A 14220-nucleotide genomic window follows, 5' to 3' on the forward strand; every position below is an offset into this window, starting at 1 on the left:
ACTTGAATACTGTGAGCAGCCCGCAGGTTGGTCAATTAGTGAGAATTCTCAAAGGCAAAGATGCCGGAGAGGCAGCCGTTGTTATCGCAGTTGTTGATAGCAGATTTGTATACATTGCAGATGGAGACAAACGTAAGTTTGATGGGCCAAAGAAGAAGAATATTCTTCATCTTGAGCTCATACCCTTCATCAGCAGTGAGGTTGTGAACAGTTTGGAAGAAACTGGGCGGGTAACAAACGGAAAGCTGCGTTTCGCAGTGACGAAGTATGCTGGCCCAACCGGAATAAGTGCTTATGAGAAAGGAGACTAACTGTGGCTAAGGAAGATGTCATTGAAGTAGAAGGTACTGTCCTTGAACCGTTGCCAAATGCAACGTTTAAGGTTGAGCTTGAGAACGGTCATCAAATACTTGCCCATGTATCCGGTAAATTGCGGATGCACTTTATCCGTATTTTGACCGGAGACAAAGTGGTCGTGCAGTTATCGCCTTATGATTTATCAAAAGGTCGTATAACTTACCGTAAATAGATGGGAACTACGAAAAAAGTTTTGCTTCGCAAAACTTTGAGGAGGTAATTAACATGAAGGTAAGACCTTCTGTAAAGCCCATTTGCGAGAAATGTAAAGTAATCCGCCGCAAAGGGACTGTTATGGTGATTTGCGAAAATCCGAAACACAAACAAAAACAAGGTTAAGAAGGGGGTGTAGCGTAAAATGGCTCGTATAGCTGGAGTGGATTTGCCACGTGACAAACGCGTTGAGATCGCCTTGACTTATATTTTCGGAATCGGTAAAACGACTTCTCAGAAAATTCTTAATGAAACAGGCATTAGCGCTAATACACGTGTCCGTGATTTGACGGAAGATGAAGTCAGCAAACTGCGTGAAACGATCGACAAAACGGTTAAGGTTGAAGGTGACCTGCGTCGTGAAATTTCCTTGAATATTAAACGTCTTACTGAGATCGGCTGTTACCGCGGTGTTCGTCACCGTCGTGGATTGCCTGTTCGCGGTCAACGTACTAAAACCAATGCCCGTACCCGGAAAGGCCCGCGTCGTACGGTAGCAAACAAGAAGAAATAATAAGGGGGGATAAGAGACAATGGCTAAACCGAAAAAAGTCGTACGTACCAAACGTCGCGACCGTAAAAATATCGAATCCGGCGTGGCACATATTCGTTCCACGTTCAATAACACCATCGTTACCATCACAGATCCTCACGGAAATGCAATTTCCTGGGCAAGCTCCGGCGGCCAAGGATTTAAAGGTTCCCGTAAGTCGACTCCATTCGCAGCGCAAATGGCAGCTGAATCAGCAGCTAAAGCAGCTATGGAGCACGGCATGAAGTCGGTTGAGGTTATGGTTAAAGGACCGGGCGCGGGCCGCGAAGCAGCCATCCGTTCCCTTCAAGCTGCAGGGCTTGAAGTTAACCTTATTAAAGACGTAACTCCGGTTCCTCACAATGGATGCCGTCCGCCGAAACGTCGTCGCGTATAGTGAAATCAGTATTGTAAATGTGGTATAATTCTGACGCATCTGCTAATAATAGGTGTTTAGGCATACTACATGATGCACCTGATGGGGTGACAGTTTCATATAGGAGCGACGTTGAAGGAGGGGTAAACTCGTGATAGAAATCGAAAAGCCGAAGATTGAGACCGTAGAAGCTAATGATGAAGGTACCTATGGGAAATTCGTAGTTGAACCGTTGGAACGTGGGTATGGCACGACTCTGGGGAATTCACTTCGCCGGATATTGCTTTCTTCGCTTCCAGGAGCCGCAGTGACTTCGGTCCAAATTGACGGCGTTCTGCATGAGTTCTCGACCGTTCCAGGCGTAATGGAAGATGTGACGGAGATCATTCTGAACCTTAAAGCCTTGTCCCTGAAGATTCATTCAGACGAGGAAAAAGTGTTTGAGATTGATGCCGAAGGGGAAGGCATCGTTACCGCAGGTGATATCCGTGCGGACAGCGATGTTGAGATCCTCAACCCGGATCTTCACATTGCAACGCTGGGACCTGGTGCGAGACTTCACATGCGTATTTTTGCAGGCCGTGGTCGCGGCTACGTCCAAGCGGACCGGAACAAACGCGACGATCAGCCAATTGGCGTTATCCCGGTTGACTCCATCTACACTCCTATTTCACGCGTTAACTACGGCATAGACAATACACGTGTTGGTCAAGTGACCAACTACGACAAATTGACGCTTGAAATTTGGACAGATGGCAGTATTAGACCGGAAGAGGCTGTAAGCCTCGGAGCCAAAATTTTGAACGAGCACCTCGTATTGTTCGTAGGTCTTACGGACGAAGCGAAAGACGCCGAAATTATGGTTGAAAAAGAAGAAGACAAAAAAGAAAAAGTGCTAGAGATGACAATCGAAGAGCTTGATCTTTCTGTCCGCTCCTACAACTGCCTCAAACGTGCTGGTATTAATACCGTACAAGAGCTTACCACGAAGACTGAAGAAGATATGATGAAGGTGCGTAACCTTGGTCGTAAATCTTTGGAAGAAGTTCAGGAGAAGCTTGAGGAACTTGGTTTGGGACTACGTACAGAAGAATAACTACAGATTGTTACAGTAAAGGAGGGAAAACACATGGCATACCAAAAATTGGGCCGTGATTCCAGTGCGCGTAAAGCGTTATTTCGCGACATGGTAACGGATCTATTTTTATACGAGCGCATCCAAACAACGGAAGCTAAAGCGAAAGAAGTTCGTTCTATCGCTGAAAAGTTGATCACTAAAGCTAAAAAAGGCGATCTTCATGCTCGTCGTCAAGTAGCTGCATTTGTTCGCCGCGAGACTGTTGATGGTGAACAAGATGCAATTCAAAAATTGTTCTCTGACATTGCTCCTCGTTACACAGAGCGTCCAGGTGGATACACTCGTATCCTGAAACTCGGACCTCGTCGTGGGGACGCTGCGCCTATGGTTTATCTTGAATTGGTAGACCGCGCGTAGTATCACAAGTATTGATTTCCGATGCTTCCCTTTCATTCGGCCCTCTTTGGAGTAAAGATGGGGGAAATATCAGCGTTATTGTGCTGCAGAGGCGCAAGACTCTGCTGTACTAATAACCGTGGGAATCACCTTGGTTCAATTGAAGGAGCTCCCGCAGGGGCTCTTTTTTTTGAAGTAATGGAGTGAAGTGTTAATGGATGCCGTCCTTCTAGGGACGGCAAAGCCATTTCTTCCTCTTGAATAAGATCAGACAGTGCTTCGATCGACGTTTCTGCTGAACGGTTTAAAAAGGAGAACGGAATGCGTAATCTATTGATGAAGGTCAATTATGACGGAACAAATTATGATGGCTTTCAGACCCAGCCTCAGGGCAATACGATTCAAGATCGGCTGGAGCAAGCGATACTCCATCTGACAGGTGAGGAGCTTAAGATTACTGCTTCTGGTCGCACAGATGCCGGAGTACACGCCTACGGTCAGCCTTTTAACTTTACGACCTCCTCTCGAATCCCACTTGAACGTTGGTGTCTGGCGCTTAATGCCCGGCTGCCACAAGATATCGTGGTTACTGAGGCTAGGGAAGTACCGCTGACGTTTCACTCTCGTAGAGGAGCTAAGCGTAAAACTTACCGATACACGATTAACGGCAACAGGTTTCCAGACCCGTTTCAACGGCGCTGGCAGCTTCATCATCCGGTGAGGTTGGACATTCCTGCGATGCAGCAAGGCTTAACGCATATTTTAGGGACACATGACTTCACTTCGTTTGCTTCACGGAAGTCTACTAAGGCCTCTCATGTACGAACGATCTTTGAAGCTCATATGGAAGTAGACCGCAGCATGTGCCGTCCCTCTTCATTAGATCAGGGAGTGATCCAAACTTATATAACGGGTAGTGGATTTCTTCAGCATATGGTTCGCATTATTATGGGGACTTTGATCCATGTGGGGGAAGGTAAAATAGATGCTGATCATGTTGCTGAGATATTGGCGGCATGTGATCGTTCTGCTGCTGGTCCAACAGCTATGGCCAAGGGGTTGGCTTTGTGGAGTGTAGAATATGACGAGACTGAAAGTGAATCTTTTTTTCAAATATAAGAATGTATAAGTTTCACGTAATACATTATTCTTATATTTCTTGCATAAACGATAACCGTCCTTATAGGGACGCTAAAGGCGTTTATACTTGTATAAATTTCTTCCTGAATAATAGGCTGAATGTTTAAAAATCACTTGCACTTGTTATGTTTATACTGTAATATAAAAGTTGTGTTTTCTTGATGGCTATCCCACAGCCCCGATCAAGGAAATGCCAAAAAAATGCTTTGCTTAACTCACATAATTGTAATTCAATGAGAAACAAGATATACGAAACAGAAGATTTTCGTACGAGAACAAGGAGGAAACATTCATGCGTACCACCTATATGGCGAAGCCGAACGAAGTTGAACGCAATTGGCACATTATTGATGCCGAAGGCAAGACACTCGGTCGTTTGGCCAGCGAAGCCGCTGCTTTGATCCGTGGCAAACACAAACCGCAATTCACTCCACACGTTGATACAGGAGATTTCGTTATCGTAATCAACGCTGAGAAGATTCACTTGACTGGTAAGAAATTGCAAAACAAGAAATACTACCGTCACTCGATGCACCCAGGTGGCTTGAAAGTTACTAATGCTGAAACTTTGCTGAATACTAAACCAGAACGCGTAATTGAATTCGCTGTTCATGGTATGATTCCTAAGACTCGTCAAGGGGACCACATGAAGCTGAGATTGAAAGTATATGCAGGCGCCGAGCATCCACATGCAGCACAAAAACCTGAAGTTTACGAACTTCGCGGATAAGAATAGAGGAGGACAGTTTCATGGCACAAGTACAATACTATGGGACAGGTCGTCGTAAACATTCGGTAGCACGTGTTCGCCTTGTACCGGGTGAAGGACGCATTGTCATTAACAAACGTGAGATGGACGAATATTTCGGTGTGGAAACACTGAAAATGATCGTAAAACAACCTTTGAACCTGACTGAAACACTAGGCAACTACGATGTAATCGTTCTTGCACATGGTGGCGGCATTTCCGGTCAAGCTGGAGCAATTCGTCACGGTATCTCCCGTGCATTGCTTAAAGTTGACCCTGAATATCGCGGTGCTCTTAAGAAAGCTGGCTTCCTGACTCGTGACCCACGTATGAAGGAACGTAAGAAATACGGCTTGAAGGCTGCACGTCGTGCGCCTCAGTTCTCGAAACGTTAATATTTATCAAGAATTCAACCCTTGGCCTTTACGGTCGAGGGTTTTATTTTTTTCAGCAGCCCCTTTCGAACAAAAATGGGCTTTTTTTGCATTCATTTACTAATTCGGAGGGTTGAAACTCATTGACTTCCTCAGTAAAAGTTATATACTATTTCATATAGAAATAGTTGGTTTTATTACTTCTTTTACCTCATTTATTCATACGATTAATATTTTGGATGGAGGAATACCTTAATGAACCTGCTCGAGAAGGAAGAATTGATCAGAATAAAGGCCGAAGAATTAGAAAGTGCTTCACCCGAGGATATTATCCGCTGGGCTGTAGAAACATTTCCTAACATTACTTTTGCCTGCAGCTTTGGTGCCGAAGATGTAGTGCTTGTTGATATGCTTCACAAAGTTAGTCCATCTACTGATGTCTTTTATCTCGATACAGATTATCATTTTAAGGAAACCTACGAAACCAGAGATTTGATGGCAGACAAATACGGATTAGAGTTTGTACGAGTGTCTCCGCAACTCACAACGCAGGAGCAAGCACTTCAATACGGTGATGCGCTATGGACCGTTGACCCTAATCAATGCTGTGGTATTCGTAAAGTTGAACCATTGACTCGTATATTATCTCAATATGAGGCATGGATTACTGGAATTCGTCGTGATCAAGCGCCTACCCGTGCAAATGCAAAAAAGGTTGAGTATGATTATAAATTTGGTTTAGTAAAGTTTAATCCGATCGCGGATTGGACGACAGAAGATGTATGGAACTATATTCGTGAAAATGACGTAATCTATAACCCTCTACATGACCGTAACTATCCAAGTATCGGCTGTGAGCAATGTACACGTCAGGTTATGCCAGGTGAAGATCCGCGTGCTGGCCGTTGGTCTGGATCAGAGAAGACAGAGTGCGGATTGCACAAGTAAGACATATCCCTGTGGGAACATAGAAGGAGAGACTAAGATGACTTCAATACGTCCGCATGGCGGAACTTTGGTTAACCGTGTAGTAGAGGGTACTGAAAGAGAGGAATTGCTAAATCTAGCACGTGACAGCAAGGCGATTGCCTTGAATACCTGGACTTTATCTGATTTGGATCTTATAGCTGTAGGTGCGTTTTCGCCTTTAACAGGCTTTTTAAATGAGCAAGACTATCATTCAGTAGTAAAAAGCATGCGTTTAGCAGATGGCACAGTGTGGAGCATTCCAATAACACTGGCTGTAGAAGATGATGTGGCTGCCGGTTTATCAATTGGGGATAAAGTTTCTCTAATCGGTGAAGAGGACGGAGAGATTTACGGATTATTGGATATTGAGAGTATATATACTGTTGATCAAACGATTGAAGCACAAAATGTCTTCAAAACAACAGACCCTGAACATCCAGGTGTGAGCAAGCTGTTGGCTCGCTCTGCAACTTATGTTGGAGGACCCATTACAGTCTTGAACCGCCCACAGCCAGAGAAATTCGGTGAATTTTATTTTGATCCTGCGGATACGCGGAAGATATTTGCTGAAAAGGGCTGGAGTACGGTTGTCGGCTTCCAAACACGCAATCCGGTCCATCGAGCTCACGAGTACATTCAAAAGTGCGCTATGGAGGTTGTAGACGCTCTATTCCTAAATCCGCTTGTGGGTGAGACGAAGTCGGATGATGTACCGGCAAATGTACGGATGAAGAGCTATCTGGCGCTTTTGGAGAACTATTATCCTGAGGATCGTACCTTCCTTGGTGTTTTTCCGGCGGCAATGCGTTATGCAGGCCCTAGAGAAGCAATTTTCCATGCAATGGTTCGCAAAAATTACGGCTGTACCCATTTCATCGTCGGTCGTGACCATGCTGGCGTAGGTGATTATTATGGCACTTATGAAGCACAGGAAATTTTCTCGAATTTTAGTGCTGAAGAACTTGATATTACTCCATTATTTTTTGAACATAGCTTCTTCTGTAAAAAATGCGGGAACATGGCATCCAGTAAAACTTGCCCACATCCTAGCGACGATCACATGACATTGTCGGGTACGAAGGTACGTGCTTTGCTCCGTGATGGCCAATGTCCTCCGACTGAATTTACGCGGCCTGAGGTTGCGAAGATTCTGATCGAAGGTATGACACAAGAAGTTACAGCTTAATCATTAACAGCTAGTACTATTTGACCTTCTTGTCCCATATAGATGAGTATTATCTATCGGGACGAGGGGGTCTTTGTTATGTCTGGCCGAAAGCAGAGTAAAGTCTCGGTCTGGATTTCATGGAGCAGTATCAAAAAAAGTATGCTTGGCGTGGTACTGCTAGCTATAATGATCGGAATTATAGCGTATGACATGCCTACTGCTAAAACATTAAATTATTGGAGTCTGCCCTTGTCAGGAAAAGTTATTGCTCTCGATGCGGGACATGGTGGAGCTGATGGAGGAGCGGTTAGCCGGGAAGGGCTAATTGAGAAAGATATTAATCTTGCGGTGTCGCTTTATTTGCGTGATTATCTGCAGCAGGCAGGGGCTATTGTAGTAATGACTCGTGAGGGTGATTATGATTTGGCTCAGGAAGGCACTAAGGGCTACTCTAAGCGCAAGACAGAGGATCTTAAACAAAGGGTAAGAAGCATCGAAGAGAAAGGCGCAGACCTTTTTATAAGCGTTCACATGAACAGTGTTCCTTCGAATCGCTGGAGTGGAGCACAGACCTTTTACTACCCCAATCACAAGGATAATAAAGCTATAGCGGAGTTTGTGCAGAGTGAGCTGAAGACTACGCTGGAGAATACCGATCGTGTGGCAAAGACAGTGAATACTGTATATTTGTTAAAAGCATTAAAGATACCAGCCGTGCTTGTTGAAGTCGGCTTCTTGTCACACCCCCAGGAATCAGCTCTACTCGGAAATGATGTTTATCAGCGGAAAGTAGCGACTAGCATTTATCGGGGAATTCTTCGGTACGCCTCCGAGTAGTCAGGACTACTCATCGGGAGACTGGTAATGCTATAATAGACAAAAACTCCGGAGAATTCTCAACCGGAAAGGAAACAGAGGTGCTTTCCATGCTGACTAAGGAACAAATTCAGGAAATACTGCAGCCATTAACAGACTCTGAAACTGGAAAAAGCCTTGTGGAACTACAGCTGATTCGTGACATTATGATTAAAGAAGACCGTATTTCTTTATCTATCGTATGTTTGAATCCTGAAGAGCAAAGTCGCATGGATCTAGAACAACGGGTTCGTGAATTGCTTGAAGCGGGTGGGGCTTCTAATGTACATATCCGGCTTCGTGATGCAACCGATTATGAACGTGCTATACTTCGCGGTGAGAGCACTGAGGAAGTTGATGAGCCTGGGAAACTTAAGGGACATGCTGCGGGCCTTGATGGCCATGAATTAATTAGCGAGAGCTCTGGTGTGAACTTTATCGCCGTGGCCAGCGGCAAAGGTGGAGTTGGTAAATCAACTGTAACGGTGAATTTGGCCGTAGCCCTTGCAAGAAAAGGTAAGAAGGTTGGTCTTGTAGATGCGGACATTTATGGTTTCAGCATTCCTGATATGATGGGGATTGAAGAGGGTCCGGTTGTTGAAGAAGGAACGATTATTCCTGTGGAACGTTTCGGAGTGAAGGTCATGTCTATGGGCTTCTTTATCCGTGAGAATAGTCCAGTTATTTGGCGGGGACCTATGCTAGGTAAAATGCTTCGCCAGTTCTTCAATGATGTTGGTTGGGGTGAACTTGATTATATGCTGCTTGATCTTCCCCCAGGTACTGGTGATGTGGCACTTGACGTGCATCAGATGCTGCCTCACAGCAAAGAGATTATAGTTACGACACCTCACGCTACTGCAGCGTTTGTGGCGGCTAGAGCGGGCTCTATGGCTCTACAGACAGATCATGAGATTATTGGAGTCATTGAGAATATGGCTTATTATGAGTGCACTGACTGTGGTAAGAAAGATTATATCTTTGGCAGAGGCGGAGGAGCGAGGCTTGCCGAGACGCTTCATACGGAGCTGCTTGCACAAATACCGCTAGGTGCACCGGACAACCATATTTCCGAACCAGATTTCTCACCTTCTGTATATAAAGAAGAGACACCATCAGGACAATTGTTTGCAGAAATTGCTGATAAACTTATTGCCAAATATGAGCACTAACTCATGCGCATAAAAAAGAGGCCTTCCCACTCGTTTCAGTGGGATAAGGCCTTTTTTTTAAGAACTTGAATCATCGCCGCTGCCGCCACTGCTTTCCTGTTTGTTGCCACCTTCGCTACCCTTTTCCTTTTTCTCTTTTGGTTCAAGTTCTTCTTGTACGACTTTTTTAAGTAAATTCAATACTTCCATGCGAAATAATGGAGTTTGCATGGATTCCTGCATGGTCTTCATGGATTGTTTACGGTAATCAGGTGTTTTGGTGAGATTTAAAAACATTGTCATCATTTCTGGAGACTTCATAATTTCTTCGACTGATTTCTGATAAGTGGGATCCTTAATTAGCTGTAGGTGTAGTTCCTTGCTTTGTGATTGAATGGCTTTAGCGAAATCGCCCGCGAATTTGGGATCAGTCATTATCTTCTCGATTTCCTTCTGATATTCGGGTGCAGTGAGAGTATTTTTAACAGCGAGCTTAATCTCCTCTGTTGTTTGAAGTGGCATCATCTTCATGCTCATTCCACTGGTACCGCTAGAGCTGGAGCTTGATAATGATTCCTCAACCGCTTTTTTACCCTCATCGCTTTTCAATATATCTAAAACCATGGTCTTCGTTTCTTTATAACTGCCTTGTCCGGAAGAAGAACTGCTCTGCTCACTTCCGCAAGCCGTTAAGGCCATAACAAAGCTCAATGCCAAACCCACAGATCCGATAAATCTCCATTTCATTGGCGCTGCCCTCCTTTATAGGATTCTCTAGATGTATTATGCCGAATTAGATCACATTTATGTTGTGGGTGTAATGGTGTTTTGTCGGTATCCTTGGTAAAATAAATCTGACAAGAGGAGGTGAATTGGCTGAGTATAAAAAAATGGTTTCATTTATTTTGGACTACCCTCCTTATAGGAGCGGGTGGGGCTGTAATCGCTGGTCTGGCACTGCAATTTGTAAATGGTAAGATTGATTTCAAAAGTGTCGGGGATTTCTTTTTATACCCGCTGATTCTGCTTGGCTACGGTATGCTTGTAAGCGTTTATTCGCAACTTGGTTTTTTTGCCTATTTGATTTTGAATTATATGGGCAACGGCGTTTTTCCACAAAAGGTTTGGAAATACATACAACTAGTGCTTTCTGTGCTCGCATTGCTTGAACTGATTTTTTTGCGTACCGTCGTTGGTGGGGAAAGAAATGTTATGTCTGATCTAATACTAGGAATCGTTATTTTGCTAGCAGCTATTATTGTGTCTTATTTCAAAGTAAAGAGTACAAACATCTCAGCTTTGATTCCAACCCTCTTTTTTATGACAGCTATTTCAATTGTGGAAGTTATTGGCGTGCTTCGTATAGGTGTTGATAGTGCAACGGTATTTATTGTTGTTCCGCTTATCGCTTGTAATGCATTCCAAATTTTGATGCTACACCGTATTCTGAAGCCGGCAGCCGGATAATGAATGGGGAAGGCACTTAACAAAGAACCCCGTGCTCTGTTCTCAGAAGACGGGGTTTTTTGCTCTAACTGTATCTTAACGATTAAAATCTGATTGTAGAGGTTAATCTTAAAGAACGATACGCTCACAAAACTAAGCGTATGCTTTCGAAGTAAGTTTTGTACGAAGCGTTCCGATGATGCGTATGCTTTACAAAACTTTTAGGAGGGGAATATATGGACATCAAGCGCTATATGATAAAAGACACAAAAGAAATCCGGCTTAACAAGCTGGATCCGGACGACACAGGTATTTTTAAATCCAAAAAAGAAGTGGAAGCCAAAACAGAAGAGCTTAAAGCACGTTTGGCAGAGCTGCAAGATATTTTGTTTGCTCAGAAAAAGCATTCGCTGCTTGTAATTCTGCAAGGCATGGATTCCAGCGGCAAGGATGGCACGGTTAAGCATATTTTTTCAGGCATTAATCCACAAGGGTTTATAGTGACCAGCTTCAAGAAACCATCTCTAGAAGAAGAGGCTCATGATTTTCTATGGAGGGTTCATCAGAAGACACCCCCTAAGGGATATATCTCTGCATTTAACCGCTCGCATTATGAAGATGTATTGGTACCACGGGTACACGGAGGGTTAAAAAAGGATGACTTGAAGCGTCGCTTTCGTTACATACGGCAGTTCGAGGAAATGCTGGTGGAAGAGGGGACGACAATTATCAAGCTTTTTTTGCATATTTCTAAAGAGAAGCAGCTAAAGAAGATTAAGGAACGGCTTGAAGATCCCAAAAAACATTGGAAATTCGATGCAAGTGATCTCCAGGAGCGGGACTATTGGGATGATTACCAAGAAGCATATGAAGATGTTTTCAAAGAATCTAGCATAGATAAAGCACCCTGGTACTGGATACCCGCCAATCATCAATGGTACCGCAACTATTTGACCTTATCCATCGTTGTAAAGACACTGGAGAGTCTGGATCTGAGCTATCCGAAGCTGAATACCCCCACACCTGACATATCGGAACTCATTTCTCCACGTCATTAATTCTTTGGGCAGATCAACATCATTACGGCACCAGAGATTGAATAGTGCTTTACAGCCCAGCTGCGTCCTCAATGGCATTACTCAGTGAAGCTGAGTCGCGGACTTCTTTACCTTCGGTGTTGCTTTGACTAATCAGCTCAGAGACGGTAACGAATTCATAACCTTGTCTGCGGAGCTCGTCGATAATGAGTGGAAGTGCTTCATGTGTTTGTTTACAGGAATCACTAGCATGTAGAAGGACGATATCTCCTGGATGCGCTTTTGTCGTTACACGCTTCACGATATTGTCTACGCCGATGTTCTTCCAGTCCAGGGAGTCTGTATCCCATTGAATGACCTTGTAACCGAGATCGCTGGCAACCTGAAGGACTCTTTTGTCAAAATCTCCATTAGGCATACGAATCAAATTAGGTTCAGTGCCGGTTAATTCGGTAAGTACGGTGTGAGCCGTTGAGATCTGTGTACGAATTTCTTCGTTGCTTAGTGTGCTGTAATTGACGTGTTTATGACCATGACTTCCAATTTCAAAACCTGCATTCTTGATGTTAGTTACAATGTCTGGGTGAGTCTTACTCCATGGAGACGATAGGAAGAAGGTGGCTTTGTCCACTTTCTTGTCTTCAAGTACCTTCAAAATGGGTTCGGGTCTTTTCTCCCCCCAGCTAATATCGAAGGTCAGGGCAATCAGCTTCTTCTCTGTTGGTACACTGTAGATCGCGGAAGGTCCGGATTCAGAAAAAACGGTTATGTTTCCCCTCTCGACATAGACAACTCCAGCAGCAAGAAGCACAGCGGCGAAGATATAGATGAATCGTTTAATCTTTTTGCCGCTGAATACATAAAAAGAATTCATAATGACAGCGCTCCTCTCCCATGCGAAATGCTTGTTTGTTCTAAATGTATGCTCGTACCGCAAGGTTATGACCTAAGAAACAGAGATCACAATTTCAGGAGGGTATTTATGTTGTCATTCTTCACGTTTATTAAAGATCTAAAAACGATCCGGAAGGCTTTATTGCTATCCTGTCTGCTCTTCGCAGTAGGAGCGGTTATAGGGTGGGTAGCTACTAGCAGTCTGGAAAAGCTATTGGTTCAGCAATTAGAGGGGCTCAGTGAAATCAGTGGCAACCTTAGAGATTCTTCTAATCCGCAATGGAGCTTCTTTGTATTTATATTTTTGAATAACAGCATCAAGGGTGTTCTTATCATATTTTTAGGGGCGTTGTTCGGTATACTGCCAGCCATATTCTTATTTATTAACGGAGCGGTTATCGGCTATCTGATTCATTTATCAGCCCTGCAAGGACAGGATTTATTCGAACTAATAGTAAAAGGACTGCTGCCACATGGGATTATAGAGATTCCAGCAATCATTATTGCTTGTGCATTTGGACTTCAGTTCGGCGGGAAAGTAGTTGCAAGTCTGTTTAGCCCATCCACTAAAAAAGTGAACAGAGGTGTTGATTGGTCTTCGTTCATGCGTCAAACGCTTACGGCATCTATTTGGATAATAATCCTGTTATTTGTTGCAGCCATCATTGAAAGCACAATAACTTTTTCTCTTTTATCATAAAACTTCCGAGAATGGAGCATAACATTAAAGCTATTCATCCAAGGATTGCCTAAAGGTCAGAAGTATATAATCGTGACGAAACCATAAAGGGAATTTTTAATAATTATGGTTATAAAAAGAGTACTCCGGTTAATCTAGTGTAAGAGGATCTTAAGGCAGCTTTCTCCATGAGATGGACTAACTAATTATGTACAAGGGGTTTTTGGTTTTAGTGAATGTGTTACTTGCAACTTCATGAAGGAGGCCAAGCATATGTTGGGAATGTTGTTCAACGAAAAAGAATGCAAGGAACTGGATTATGTTTTGCGGAAAGAACTTGATGAGATGCTGTTAGATTTGAGCGATCAGCGCTTGGACCAAAATATCAGGCATGCCATCGCCAATAGATATAAGACTGTATTTCGTATGTATGCTCGTTTTGCTCCTCAGAAAGAGCTTTCCAAGTATGCGTGGGGTGGACGTTCTTCTCAGTATAAACACTAAGGATAAGCGGTAAATGCAAGAGTCTTATATGAATTTAAGATTTTTTAATAAAATAGCTTGACTAAAAAGGAGTGCTCGTGATAAATTATATCTCGCGCTCCTTTTGCTTGTGTAAAAGGGAAGCGGAAGGCAAGAAGAGTTGAAAAAAAACTTTTTCAAAAAAAAGACTTGCCAAACAACGAAACACTGTGATATATTATAAAGGTCGCCGCTGACAAACAACGACGGCGAAATGAGAGACATTGATCTTTGAAAACTGAACAACGAGTGAGTGGGAAATCACGAAAGTGAAATCCAAAATTA

20 protein-coding genes are annotated in these 14220 nt (G+C 43.6%); 18 read left to right on the forward strand and 2 right to left on the reverse strand.

Features of this window, described 5'->3' with window-relative positions; translation table 11 throughout:
• Positions 1 to 2 precede the first annotated feature (2 nt).
• From ACWNM1_RS16065 to ACWNM1_RS16130, 14 genes are all read left to right on the forward strand, one after another.
• A complete protein-coding gene (locus ACWNM1_RS16065) occupies positions 3 to 311 on the forward strand; it encodes a KOW domain-containing RNA-binding protein (protein WP_076300964.1) in 309 nt (102 codons plus the stop codon).
• Between the two features lie 2 nt (positions 312 to 313).
• Entirely contained in the window at positions 314 to 529 is a 216-nt protein-coding gene (gene infA, locus ACWNM1_RS16070; RefSeq protein ID WP_036652996.1) for a translation initiation factor IF-1, read from the forward strand.
• A 53-nt stretch (positions 530 to 582) separates the two neighbouring features.
• On the forward strand, positions 583 to 696 hold the full coding sequence (gene rpmJ / locus ACWNM1_RS16075; RefSeq protein ID WP_003322638.1) for a 50S ribosomal protein L36: 114 nt from the start codon (positions 583 to 585) through the stop codon (positions 694 to 696).
• A 19-nt stretch (positions 697 to 715) separates the two neighbouring features.
• The gene (rpsM, locus tag ACWNM1_RS16080; protein ID WP_036680583.1) at positions 716 to 1084 is read left to right on the forward strand and encodes a 30S ribosomal protein S13; all 369 of its coding nucleotides are present in this window, start codon (positions 716 to 718) and stop codon (positions 1082 to 1084) included.
• A gap of 19 nt (positions 1085 to 1103) precedes the next feature.
• Entirely contained in the window at positions 1104 to 1499 is a 396-nt protein-coding gene (gene rpsK / locus ACWNM1_RS16085) for a 30S ribosomal protein S11 (RefSeq protein WP_019908251.1), read from the forward strand.
• 130 nt (positions 1500 to 1629) lie between these two features.
• Positions 1630 to 2574: a DNA-directed RNA polymerase subunit alpha gene (locus ACWNM1_RS16090; protein ID WP_036680585.1), complete on the forward strand. Its 945-nt coding sequence runs from the start codon at positions 1630 to 1632 to the stop codon at positions 2572 to 2574.
• Between the two features lie 33 nt (positions 2575 to 2607).
• On the forward strand, positions 2608 to 2973 hold the full coding sequence (rplQ, locus tag ACWNM1_RS16095; protein WP_019908254.1) for a 50S ribosomal protein L17: 366 nt from the start codon (positions 2608 to 2610) through the stop codon (positions 2971 to 2973).
• Positions 2974 to 3273: 300 nt separating this feature from the next.
• Positions 3274 to 4071, forward strand: a complete 798-nt coding sequence (gene truA, locus ACWNM1_RS16100) for a tRNA pseudouridine(38-40) synthase TruA (protein WP_339798887.1) — start codon at positions 3274 to 3276, stop codon at positions 4069 to 4071.
• A 313-nt stretch (positions 4072 to 4384) separates the two neighbouring features.
• A complete protein-coding gene (rplM, locus tag ACWNM1_RS16105; protein ID WP_036680589.1) occupies positions 4385 to 4822 on the forward strand; it encodes a 50S ribosomal protein L13 in 438 nt (145 codons plus the stop codon).
• A gap of 20 nt (positions 4823 to 4842) precedes the next feature.
• A complete protein-coding gene (gene rpsI, locus ACWNM1_RS16110; RefSeq protein ID WP_025706574.1) occupies positions 4843 to 5235 on the forward strand; it encodes a 30S ribosomal protein S9 in 393 nt (130 codons plus the stop codon).
• A gap of 234 nt (positions 5236 to 5469) precedes the next feature.
• Positions 5470 to 6162, forward strand: a complete 693-nt coding sequence (locus tag ACWNM1_RS16115; protein ID WP_449601713.1) for a phosphoadenylyl-sulfate reductase — start codon at positions 5470 to 5472, stop codon at positions 6160 to 6162.
• 37 nt (positions 6163 to 6199) lie between these two features.
• The gene (gene sat / locus ACWNM1_RS16120; protein WP_449601714.1) at positions 6200 to 7369 is read left to right on the forward strand and encodes a sulfate adenylyltransferase; all 1170 of its coding nucleotides are present in this window, start codon (positions 6200 to 6202) and stop codon (positions 7367 to 7369) included.
• Positions 7370 to 7447: 78 nt separating this feature from the next.
• The gene (cwlD, locus tag ACWNM1_RS16125) at positions 7448 to 8188 is read left to right on the forward strand and encodes an N-acetylmuramoyl-L-alanine amidase CwlD (protein WP_449601716.1); all 741 of its coding nucleotides are present in this window, start codon (positions 7448 to 7450) and stop codon (positions 8186 to 8188) included.
• A gap of 89 nt (positions 8189 to 8277) precedes the next feature.
• Positions 8278 to 9378: an Mrp/NBP35 family ATP-binding protein gene (locus tag ACWNM1_RS16130; protein ID WP_341051523.1), complete on the forward strand. Its 1101-nt coding sequence runs from the start codon at positions 8278 to 8280 to the stop codon at positions 9376 to 9378.
• A gap of 57 nt (positions 9379 to 9435) precedes the next feature.
• On the opposite strand, the gene gerD is transcribed toward ACWNM1_RS16130, so the two are convergent.
• A complete protein-coding gene (gerD, locus tag ACWNM1_RS16135; RefSeq protein ID WP_449601717.1) occupies positions 9436 to 10104 on the reverse strand; it encodes a spore germination lipoprotein GerD in 669 nt (222 codons plus the stop codon).
• 129 nt (positions 10105 to 10233) lie between these two features.
• On the opposite strand from gerD, the gene ACWNM1_RS16140 reads away from it, so the two are divergent.
• Together ACWNM1_RS16140 and ACWNM1_RS16145 are read left to right on the forward strand one after the other, a co-directional pair.
• Positions 10234 to 10824 (forward strand): KinB-signaling pathway activation protein, encoded by a 591-nt coding sequence (locus ACWNM1_RS16140; protein WP_042132517.1) that lies wholly within the window; start codon positions 10234 to 10236, stop codon positions 10822 to 10824.
• A 215-nt stretch (positions 10825 to 11039) separates the two neighbouring features.
• On the forward strand, positions 11040 to 11861 hold the full coding sequence (locus tag ACWNM1_RS16145; RefSeq protein WP_449601718.1) for a PPK2 family polyphosphate kinase: 822 nt from the start codon (positions 11040 to 11042) through the stop codon (positions 11859 to 11861).
• Between the two features lie 49 nt (positions 11862 to 11910).
• On the opposite strand, the gene pdaB is transcribed toward ACWNM1_RS16145, so the two are convergent.
• The gene (gene pdaB / locus ACWNM1_RS16150; RefSeq protein WP_042192142.1) at positions 11911 to 12714 is read right to left on the reverse strand and encodes a polysaccharide deacetylase family sporulation protein PdaB; all 804 of its coding nucleotides are present in this window, start codon (positions 12712 to 12714) and stop codon (positions 11911 to 11913) included.
• A gap of 108 nt (positions 12715 to 12822) precedes the next feature.
• Between pdaB and ACWNM1_RS16155 the strand changes: the two genes are divergently transcribed.
• On the forward strand, positions 12823 to 13434 hold the full coding sequence (locus ACWNM1_RS16155; RefSeq protein ID WP_449601719.1) for a stage II sporulation protein M: 612 nt from the start codon (positions 12823 to 12825) through the stop codon (positions 13432 to 13434).
• 252 nt (positions 13435 to 13686) lie between these two features.
• Positions 13687 to 13917 carry a hypothetical protein gene (locus ACWNM1_RS16160; protein WP_036680631.1) on the forward strand — a complete coding sequence of 77 codons (231 nt, stop codon included), beginning with the start codon at positions 13687 to 13689 and terminating at the stop codon, positions 13915 to 13917.
• Positions 13918 to 14220 lie beyond the last annotated feature (303 nt).

The sequence above is a fragment of the Paenibacillus sp. Marseille-Q9583 genome, from assembly GCF_976954365.1.